We start from the raw sequence: 10,363 nt of genomic DNA, 5'->3' as shown, positions 1-10,363 counted from the left end.
TCTTATCTCATTTTTCACTTAAAGCCTTGACAGACTTGACAAATGGTAGAAAAGAGCCTATTTTTTGTCCAACTTTTTGGGGTCAGTACTGTCTTCCTAACGGGTTTTCAAAATAAAGTAGGATTCAAACCTACGACATAGTTCTGCGTCGCTGCTAATCAGGGCATGATAAAAATATAGTCCGTACGGGATTCGAACCCGTGTTACCGCCGTGAAAAGGCGGTGTCTTAACCCCTTGACCAACGGACCATTTAATCTTTTTTTAGAACACGTTCTATTATATCAATTTTTTCTCTCTTGTCAATAATTAATTAAACAAAAGAAGCTAGAATTTTTCTAACTTCTTTCATTCTTAATTTTTTTCTTCCATTTTTGATTTAATTTCATCATAGGAAAGGGCATGTGCTTCTCGATCTAAGTCTTTTTCTGATTCCTCAGGCATTCGACCTTTCTCATATAAAGATTTAATTTGAGTACTGTCGAGTGTTTCATATTTGAGAAGTGCCTCAGCAATCAATTTGTGAGTCTCACGATTTGATTGGATAATATCTGCTGCTTTGTTTCGTGCCTCATTTAGAAGATTTCTGACTTCTTCATCAATTTCATAAGCCGTTTGTTCTGAAATTGTTTTTTGCGGGCTTGCTGCACCAAACATGGCGTGATTTCCTTCGTATTGAACCGGTCCAAGTTTATCACTCATTCCGTATTCTGTGACCATACTGCGAGCCATCTGAGTTGCCTGTTCAAAGTCATTAGATGCACCCGTAGTTTGAACATTAAAGATAATCTCTTCAGCCACACGACCACCCATAAGTCCAGCCAGTTGTTCTTTCATATCTTCTTTAGACAGAAGCATTTGGTCTTCCTTAGGTAGGGCAATCATATAGCCACCAGCACGACCACGGGGAACGATGGTTACCTTATGAACAACACGAGCATTTGACAAGACTAAACCAACAATTGTATGTCCAGCCTCATGGTAAGCAACCAATTCCCGTTCTTTTTGTGATACTGTTTTGTCTTTCTTGGATGGCCCAGCAATGACGCGATCTTCTGCCTCATCAATATCAGAAGCATCAATAACAGTTTTGTTACGACGTGCCGCAACTAAGGCAGCTTCATTAAGAACATTCTCAAGATCAGCACCGACAAATCCTGGTGTTTGTTGAGCAACTAGCTTCAAATCAACATTTTTCGCCAGCGGTTTATTTTTAGCATGAACACGAAGAATGGCTTCACGACCTTTAACGTCAGGACGACCAACCAAAACTTTTCTATCAAAACGACCAGCACGTAGCAAGGCTGGATCCAATACATCTGAACGGTTGGTAGCAGCAATAATAATGATACCTTCATTGCCTTCAAAACCATCCATTTCAATCAAGAGCTGATTAAGGGTTTGCTCACGTTCATCGTTTCCGCCACCAAGGCCAACACCACGCTGACGTCCAACTGCATCAATCTCATCAATAAAAATAATAGCTGGCGCTGCTTTTTTAGCATCCTCAAATAGAGAACGCACACGACTAGCACCGACACCAACAAACATCTCTACAAAGTCTGAACCAGAGATACTAAAGAAAGGAACGCCTGCTTCGCCCGCAACAGCTTTAGCAAGAAGGGTTTTACCTGTTCCTGGAGGCCCCTCAAGGAGAACACCTGCCGGAATACGAGCTCCCAACTTGGTATAACGTTTTGGATCTTTTAAAAATTCAACAACTTCAACAAGCTCTTGCTTTTCTTCTTCAGCTCCGGCAACATCTGAGAAGCGTACTTTGATATCTTCTTTATTAGTAGCGCGAGCTTTGTTGCGTCCAAAATTCATGGCTCCACGAGCACCGCCGCCACCACCTTGATTCATCATTGACATTAGGAAGAAAGCAATGAACATAAATGGAACAATGGAAATAAAAATATTAATCCACATACCACTTGAGCTCTCGCGCTTAATTGTAATCTCTGTTTTATGTTCAGAAGCTAACTTTTGAAGATCAGAGACAGTCGTATCTGAGGGTAAAATGACACTAGTAAATCTGCTGACTTTTGAGATTTCTGGAGTAAAAAACTGGATCCCTGTTGTATCTTTTGATTCTTTGGCAGATTTATAAGTACCTGATACTTCAATGACACTACCGTTTGGTTGGTAGCTTATCTCTTTGACATTATCATCCGTAATCTCTTTAACTAACTGAGTATAGTTAATTTGCTGACTGCGTCCTGCAGCATTTCCTGTAAAGAAATACTGAAATCCTGTAACTAGAATTACAATGATCAGAATATAGAGAAAAGGATTTTTTATAAAGCCATTATTTTGTTTATTTTTCATTTATATTTAGTAAACCTTTATTTTGTATACACTTCTTCTTTTAAGACACCGACATAAGGAATATTACGATAATATTCTTCATAATCCAGTCCATAACCAACTACAAATTCATTTGGAATTGTAAAGCAAGTATAGTCTGCATTGATATCAACAACACGTCCTTCAGGTTTATCCAGCAAAGTCGCAATTTTTACAGATGCTGCATTTCTTTCTTTAAATAAATTACAAAGATTTTTTAAAGTTTGCCCAGTATCTATAATATCTTCGATAAAAAGAACATCACGTCCAGCAATATCCTGATCAATATCTTTGATAATATTAATCACTCCGCTGCTAGCTGTGCCGCCATGGTAGCTAGATACCAGCATAAAATCCAACTCTATATGTGTGTCTATATGCTTAATCAATTCAGCCATAAAAGGAACGGAACCTTTTAAAATTCCTACGAATATAGGCTTCTTATCTTGATAATCCACTGTCAGCTGTTTCCCTAACTTTTTAGCCGCAGTTACGATTTCTTCGTGAGTAATTAATATTTTTTTAATATCTTGTTCTAGCATAATTTTACCTATCTAATTTCTGAATATAAAGTACAGTACCCATTATATCACTTTTTAATTCCTTACTCAAATCACTGATAGCAATATTTACAATTGCCAGAATCTGTTGATTCTGTTCTATAATAATCGCTTTTTCTCGTTCTTCAAATGGGATTTTTTGATCAATGAATAATCGCCGAAGTTTTTTATGGTGCCCCTTTAAACAAAGCAAGTCACCTGGTTTTCTATAACGCAAGATAAGAGGTGTTTCACGTGAAACAGAAATTTCTTGAACATTTTCGCCATTCAAAGGAAAGCCAAATGAGAATTGATACTCCCCAAATTGAAGTAGATTACCACATTCTAACAGAATTGAGTCCACTTTCAAATCAGACTTACGACTGATTTTTCTGATTTCAAAGTGCTTATAATCCTTGACTAATTTGTAGTTATTCTTTAAGTGGTGAATATAATTGGCTTTTGTTCGTAAAATTCTTAGTATTTCTGCAAATTGTTTTTTATTTAGATTTAAAGTAGGAAATTTCTTTAAATATTCCTGCAGAAGAAAACTCTGAACCTCAGGAATCTGTTGCTTAAAAACCTCTAGATTCGTAACTTCCAGTCCTTGCGTCAGATGAGACAAGGCTGTTTGCAAATCCTGCACCTCTTTTCCTAAAGAAATCAAGGAATCCTGAAATCGAGGATTTTCTTTTTCTAGACTAGGAAGATAGAGATTACGGATGCGATTTCTAAGATAATCATTTTGAAAATTGCTCTCATCTTCAAAATGCAAAATTTCAGGAAAGTCTTGCTTATGAAAATAAAGAAGAGGCCGAATTAATTCACCATTTGCAAAAGGTTGAATTTCTTTCATACCTGACAAATGGCAAATCCTTGCTCCTCTTAGCAGTCTCATAAACACCGTTTCAGCCTGGTCCTCGGCATGATGGGCTGTGACTAAAGCTGTGTATCCTTCTGTCAGCATGATTTCTTCAAAAAAATGATAACGAAAATGTCGAGCTTTTTCCTCGGTAAAATCACCTGAAAAATTTGAGCTGAAAAATTTCACTCCAAGTTGATGGGCAAAATTTGACAGCTCTTGTTCTTCCATATCAGACTCCAGACGTTGCTTATGATTAATATGCGCAATTCCCAGTTCAATCTCAAGCTCTTCCCTGTTTTGGTGCAAAAGATGGAACAAAGTCATCGAATCTAGACCGCCAGAAACTGCTACGAGCACTTTCTGATGGTTTTGAAAATACTGTTTTTCCTGCATTTTCTTTCGAAATTCCTGATTCATCATTTCAGAACTCCATACACATCATCTGCGATTTTTGAAATTGTATCGTAATCTGAATTATTAGTAAAAATAGCAATAATAAATGGCGAGTCAGCATACACAATAGCAACATCATGCTTAAAATCATAAGCATCCCCAATTTTATGAGCGACTTTTACATTGATATTTTTAGAAATCCGCTGATCATCAAAATTAGTCTGAGATAAGGCATCAACAATCATACCATTTTGCTCATAAATAGCTTCCATAACGTTCCCAGCCATTCGAGCAGATGCCTGCCTGCCTTCGACATCCCACTTTTTACCCGCAATTTTTTCAACAGTCTTTTGAAATTTGCTGTCAGATTGATTGCTTGTATAGTAAGCTAAGATATTATGAGCCACATTATCTGATTCTTTTGCTACACCATTAATTAAGTCTTGAACAGAATATTCCTTGTCGTCCGATGACTTAGAAATACTTCCACTCCCTTCAGGATTATAAGCACCAGCAAAATCATTAACCGCTGCAGTATATTTCAATTTTTTATCCAAGGAAAGTGTATGATTGGTCAGTTCCTCCTGAGCATAATAAAGGTAAGCAAGCTTCGTTACACTGGCTGAATACATCTGCTGATCTGGATTAATACCAGCTTCTCTGCCTGTATCTAACTGTTTTACATAGATAGAAAAATCGTTCTTTTTATATTTAGATGTTAAAATCTCCTGAACCTTCTCCATCCGATTGTCCTCCTCGGAAAGAAAATCGACAGACACCCAACCTTGCCCTTCAATTTGCGCATATTCTCCCTTAGCCGTTTGAGCAACTTGAACCACCTTTACTTTACTATAAGGAAGCACTTTCGCTGCAATTTTTTTAGAACCGTTGATAGGCACAGTAGCATAGAGAGCATAGTTAGGAGACAGCCACATATCCTGACTGACACTTGTAACAGACTGAACCGTATCTTCATAAATCATGTTTTTATCAGCAATAACAAACTGACCATTCTTTAATTTAAAGATTGGAGTTCCATCTTCATTGACATGAAATTCTGTCAACTGTATCGGCTGGTCTGGAAGAAGTTTTCCAGCTACAGTAGTCAAAGTAGCATCTGTAAATGTTGGAGTTTCCTCATAAACATTAGGATTAGTCGGAATACTGGTATAGTATCGGCCATAAACTGTACTTGTAAGCTGATATTTTTCTTCTTCATTTAAACTAATCTCTTTTTCAGTACTGATGACTGTAAAACTGCTAGATAATGCTGGCAGTAAAAATAGCAGCAAAAGTAACTTACGCATGACCTCCCCTTTCCTTTGTTTTTTCTTGAAGTTTTAAAGCTTGATTTTTTTCGGATAATTCTGTTAATTTTTCATCCGAAAAAGATAAAAATTGCTCTATCTTTTGAAGTACATTTTCCATAATTATTGTGGTAATAAATCTGGTATCGTATAAATGTATTCTCCTTCTTTTGAAAAAGAATACTTAGCACGGGCGTATTTGGCAGCATAGCTGTCATCTTTTAACTTGGTCGCAATATCAGACTGATAAGTTTTCTCCTCACTTAGCTTTTCATATTTCTTTTGCAACTCTGTATATTGAACACGACGATTGAGCAAAGTCTGATAGTTTTGGTATAAATTATAAGTTGGTAGAATAAAGAGCAGAATCACTAGAATTAAAACCCACCCCATAAAGCGATTCCTTTTTCGACGTTCTTCGTCAAGATATCTACGACGCTGATTTTCATCTTGGATAAAGCGATTATTTATCTGAACAATATTTCTAGGCATTTTCTTCAATCCTTGTTTCACTGATAATTTCATACATTTTCGCAGCATCTTCTTTTTTAGTACTGTCTTTCATCTCAAGAACCCGCACTGTTAATAGCTTATTGCCAAAACGAACTTCAATTTGATCATTGATTTTCAAATCTGTCGAACTTTTTGCCAAGATTCCATTTACCTTGATACGGCCTTTATCTGCTACCTCTTTAGCTACAGGGCGCCGCTTGATAATGCGTGATACCTTTAAATATTTGTCTAATCTCATAGTCTTTTCCTCGATTTTCTCTTAATATTCTATCATGCTTTTGAAAGAAACAAAGCCAAAAAGCTGAAATTTTACCGAATTGTAATGTTTACTCAGCTTTTCGATTCTTTATTTCTACTAGTTTTTCACCAAAGTTCAGCAAGTTTTCCAAAATCTCGAAATCTTTTTTATGCCGAACATCAAAAACGACTTCAATCAAGCCTTTCTGCTCACCAATTCGAGCTTTTAGAGTTGTCGTTGACAAAGCTTCAAAATAATCCTGAGTCAGATAGATTTGCTGAGAGATTTTTTCAAAACGAATGCTAACAGATTCTTGTTTCCGCTCAGCAAGTGCTACAAAAGCCTGATCAAGATAGGACTTGACTAAGCCAATCTCTAGTAAATAAGCCACTACGTCCGGATATTCTCCAAAGCGGTCAATCAATTCATCTTGCAAATGTTCATAATTTACACGATTGTCAATCTCACGAATTCTCTTGTAAACCTCAATTTTTTGACGTTCATCAGAAATATAATCACTTGGAAGATAGGCATCAATCTGAAGATTGATTTCAGCATTGCTCTTTTGACGCTTGGTTTCCTTACCTTGCTTTTTAGCAATCGCTTCCTCTAAAAACTGAGAATACATTTCAAATCCTACAGAATCAATGAAACCTGACTGTGAACTTCCTAAAATATTTCCTGCTCCTCGGATAGACAAATCCCTCATGGCAATCTTAAATCCAGATCCCAACTCGGTAAATCCTTTAATGACTTCTAGTCTTTTTTCTGAAACTTCAGTTAGAGTTTTATCTGGCCGATACATAAGATAGGCATAGGCGATTCGATTGCTGCGGCCAACCCGACCACGAAGTTGATACAAGGTTGACAGACCCATGTGGTCAGCATTTTCGATAAAGAGAGTATTTGCATTTGGAATATCGACACCTGTTTCAATAATCGTTGTTGTGACTAAAATATCGTATTCGCCATTAACAAAGTCTAGTAAGGTATTTTCTAAACGTATCTCAGTCATCTGTCCATGAACATAACCAATTGAAGCCTCTGGAATCAACTCTTTTAATTCGGAAACTTTTTGCTCAATGGTGTCAACTTTATTGTAAAGGTAGTAAACCTGTCCGCCTCGGTCTATTTCACGTAAAACCGCATCCCGAATAACTGTACTATTATTCTCTAAAACATAGGTTTGGACTGGATAACGATTTGTTGGTGGTGTTTCAATTACTGACAAATCTCGAATCCCTAACATCGACATGTGTAGGGTTCTTGGAATAGGGGTAGCCGTCAAGGTCAGAACATCAACCTTCTTTTTTAGTTCCTTTAACTTTTCCTTATGCTTGACACCGAAGCGCTGCTCTTCATCTATCACCAGTAGCCCTAAATCGGAAAATATCACATCTGCTGATAGTAGGCGATGGGTACCGATAATAATATCAATCTGCCCTTTTTCCAACTTTTCCAGAGTCTCTTTTTGCTCTCCTTTACTTCTGAAACGGCTGAGAACATCGACATTTACGGCAAAATCATTGAAACGTTCTTTAAAGTTTGTGTAGTGTTGCTGAGCTAAAACAGTGGTCGGAACCAAGATAGCCACCTGCTTATGATCGCTGACAGCCTTAAAAGCAGCCCGCATAGCCACCTCGGTCTTCCCAAAACCAACATCTCCAACCAAGAGTCGGTCCATAGGACGGTCACTCTCCATATCTTTCTTGATTTCCTGGATGCTTCTGAGTTGGTCATCTGTTTCCACATAGGGAAAGGCATTGTCAAACTCTACTTGATACTGGTCGTCACTAGAAAATTGAAAACCTTTTAATTGACTACGCTCTGCATATAATTTAATAAGGTCATCGGCAATGTCTTCAACCTGATGCTGGACTTTTTGCTTCGTTTTTTGGAAACGCCCATCATTTAATTTGTTAATTTTAGGTGCTTTTCCATCGCTAGCTACATATTTAGACAGAAGGTTGATTTGATCCACCGGAATGGAGATACGATCTGTATTTTGATACTGAATCGTCAAATAATCCCGATGAATTCCTGAAACTTCAATTGTTTCAATTCCTAAATAGCGACCAATACCGTGGATATTATGAACCACATAATCGCCTTTTTCCAGCTCATTATAGTCTTTTAGCCTTTCAGCATTAGAAATATTTTGACGACGAATCCTACGTTTGATTTTTTTCTGAATCATCTCATGTTCAGTAATCAAAACGATTTTTTCATCGACAAAATTAAATCCTTGAACTAGATTTCCTTCTATGAGCTGGACAGCTTTTTCATGGATATCTTTTTCCTTGATGTAATCTAAATGAATCTCATAATCCTGTAAAGTCTTATGTAAACTCTGTAAACTTAAGTCTGAATTTGCCTGCAAGACTACCGTATAATCCGATTTCCTAAAGCGATTGATTTCTTCTTTTAAGAGAGGAAACTGACTAAAGAATTCATGCATTGGATATTGATTGAATTGATAAAGCGCGTCAAATTTTAGATTTCCTAAGCCTTTATGAAAGTTAGAAAAAAATGTAGCAGGTTTATATTTACGATAGTCCTGATAGTTATTTGCAAAGTATTGTTGGTTTGACAGTGCTTTACTATTTTGTAAATCATCTGTCAAGATATTGGCAACTTCTAATTCAAACTGGGCATGCTTGTCCATTATCTTTTGAAAATCATCAAAAAATATAGGAGTGTGCGTTGGCAAATAGTCTAAAATAGTCCATTCTTTCTGATAGAATAAAGAAAGAAATTTGCGAATATCGGCATGATGAAATTGCTCTCTAGCAGAGCTCAATACTTCTTCTAAATAGGATTTCAAAGAAGGATCAAGAACCTTAGAAAGAGCTGCTTCTAGATTTTTCTGTCCTCTTGCATAATCTTCTTCTGTCAATAGAAGATCTGTGACAGGATCTATCAAAATCTCTTCCACATTTTCAAGAGAAAGTTGATTTTCAGGATTGAAAATCCTTATGCCATCAATCTCATCTCCAAAAAATTCTATCCGATAAGGATATTGACCCGAGCGTTCAAAAATATCCAGAATATCCCCTCTCAGACTGTACTCTCCTTGGCTGAGAACTTGCGAAACTTTTTTATAACCGTTCCTTGACAAAGAATTTACTAGCTTGTCAAGATTATATTCTTTACTAACAGAAAGGATAAGCTCAGATTTTTTAAAAATATCAGGCTGGGGCAATAATAAGCGACTGGCTGCAACGTTGATGATTAGAATACCATTTTTCTCTTTGTCCGATAAAAAATTCATGGCCTCTAATCGGACAAAGATTTTTTCTTGAGATGAAAAAACAAACTCAGCCAAAGGCGTATCATCTGCTAAGAAAGTGTAGACCTTTTCTTCTCCCAACAAAGAAATCAAATCACTAGCTAGACGCTCTGCTTCGTTTTGACTCGAAGTGATGACTAAGATTTTCTCCTGCTCTTCTAAGCTACTGGCAATCGCCAAAGCTTTTGTTGAAGCTGAAAGTCCCATTACTAACTGCCGGGTCTTCTTTTGTAATTGTTTCTTCCAGTCTACAATTTGTCGATTTCGACCAAATATATCAAGTAGTGTCATTGTCTTATCCATTATATTGTTGCATAGTTTGCTCAAAATTATCAGTTTGTAAATAATGATTTACAGCATTGTCAACTCTGTCTAGTGTATTTAAAATACTGATATAATCTTCCTGATCAAATTTTCCTAAAACATGATGAATAACTGACATATTATTTTTAGGTCTTCCTATGCCAATTTTTACTCGCTTGAATTCCTGTGTTCCAATATGTTTAATGATGGACTTGATACCGTTGTGCCCGCCATCCGAACCCTTGGTACGAAGACGAATTTTTCCAACTTCCATATCTAAATCATCATAGATAATGACCAAATCATCTATACCTAATCCATAGTAAGTTAACAAAGCGTGAACTGCTTTACCACTTTCATTCATGAAAGTCGTTGGTTTTACAAAATAGACTTTTTCTCCATTTAAGAAAGTTGAAGCAATTTCCGCTTGAAAAATCTTATCTGCTGTAAACTTTAGATTTAATTCTTTACACATCTTGTCAACTAACATAAAACCAACATTGTGTTTTGTTTCAATATATTTATCTCCTGGATTCCCCAATCCAACAATTAATTTTGTCATCTTACTCCTT

General features: G+C 36.6%; 9 protein-coding genes and 1 tRNA gene. All 10 read right to left on the bottom strand.

Features of this window, described 5'->3' with window-relative positions; translation table 11 throughout:
* Nucleotides 1-177 precede the first annotated feature (177 nt).
* The 10 genes from SSIN_RS01890 to pth all read right to left on the bottom strand — a co-directional run bounded on the left by SSIN_RS01890 (nucleotide 178) and on the right by pth (nucleotide 10,353).
* Nucleotides 178-249, bottom strand: a tRNA-Glu gene (locus SSIN_RS01890).
* A 103-nt stretch (nucleotides 250-352) separates the two neighbouring features.
* Nucleotides 353-2,326, bottom strand: coding sequence for an ATP-dependent zinc metalloprotease FtsH (ftsH, locus tag SSIN_RS01885; RefSeq protein ID WP_037615093.1), 1,974 nt, complete (start codon nucleotides 2,324-2,326; stop codon nucleotides 353-355).
* A 17-nt stretch (nucleotides 2,327-2,343) separates the two neighbouring features.
* Entirely contained in the window at nucleotides 2,344-2,886 is a 543-nt protein-coding gene (gene hpt, locus SSIN_RS01880; RefSeq protein WP_037615091.1) for a hypoxanthine phosphoribosyltransferase, read from the bottom strand.
* 4 nt (nucleotides 2,887-2,890) lie between these two features.
* Nucleotides 2,891-4,168, bottom strand: a complete 1,278-nt coding sequence (tilS, locus tag SSIN_RS01875; protein ID WP_037615089.1) for a tRNA lysidine(34) synthetase TilS — start codon at nucleotides 4,166-4,168, stop codon at nucleotides 2,891-2,893.
* Nucleotides 4,165-5,448: a serine hydrolase gene (locus SSIN_RS01870; RefSeq protein WP_037615087.1), complete on the bottom strand. Its 1,284-nt coding sequence runs from the start codon at nucleotides 5,446-5,448 to the stop codon at nucleotides 4,165-4,167. The genes tilS and SSIN_RS01870 overlap by 4 nt, the downstream gene beginning before the upstream one ends.
* On the bottom strand, nucleotides 5,441-5,569 hold the full coding sequence (locus SSIN_RS11000; protein WP_148881641.1) for an SP_0009 family protein: 129 nt from the start codon (nucleotides 5,567-5,569) through the stop codon (nucleotides 5,441-5,443). The genes SSIN_RS01870 and SSIN_RS11000 overlap by 8 nt, the downstream gene beginning before the upstream one ends.
* A 2-nt stretch (nucleotides 5,570-5,571) precedes the next feature.
* Nucleotides 5,572-5,940 carry a septum formation initiator family protein gene (locus SSIN_RS01865; RefSeq protein ID WP_037615084.1) on the bottom strand — a complete coding sequence of 123 codons (369 nt, stop codon included), beginning with the start codon at nucleotides 5,938-5,940 and terminating at the stop codon, nucleotides 5,572-5,574.
* Nucleotides 5,933-6,199 (bottom strand): RNA-binding S4 domain-containing protein, encoded by a 267-nt coding sequence (locus SSIN_RS01860; protein WP_037615082.1) that lies wholly within the window; start codon nucleotides 6,197-6,199, stop codon nucleotides 5,933-5,935. Before SSIN_RS01860 ends, SSIN_RS01865 begins: the two co-directional genes overlap by 8 nt.
* Before the next feature lie 88 nt (nucleotides 6,200-6,287).
* Complete coding sequence (mfd, locus tag SSIN_RS01855) at nucleotides 6,288-9,791, bottom strand: transcription-repair coupling factor (protein ID WP_037615080.1); 3,504 nt, start codon at nucleotides 9,789-9,791, stop codon at nucleotides 6,288-6,290.
* Nucleotides 9,784-10,353: an aminoacyl-tRNA hydrolase gene (pth, locus tag SSIN_RS01850; protein ID WP_037615078.1), complete on the bottom strand. Its 570-nt coding sequence runs from the start codon at nucleotides 10,351-10,353 to the stop codon at nucleotides 9,784-9,786. Before pth ends, mfd begins: the two co-directional genes overlap by 8 nt.
* Between the last annotated feature and the right edge of the window lie 10 nt (nucleotides 10,354-10,363).

Source organism: Streptococcus sinensis (genome assembly GCF_000767835.1).
In the GTDB taxonomy this organism is placed as follows: Bacteria; Bacillota; Bacilli; order Lactobacillales; family Streptococcaceae; genus Streptococcus; species Streptococcus sinensis.
The sequence above is the reverse complement of the archived record's forward strand: the minus strand, read 5'-3'. Positions and strand labels throughout refer to the sequence as shown.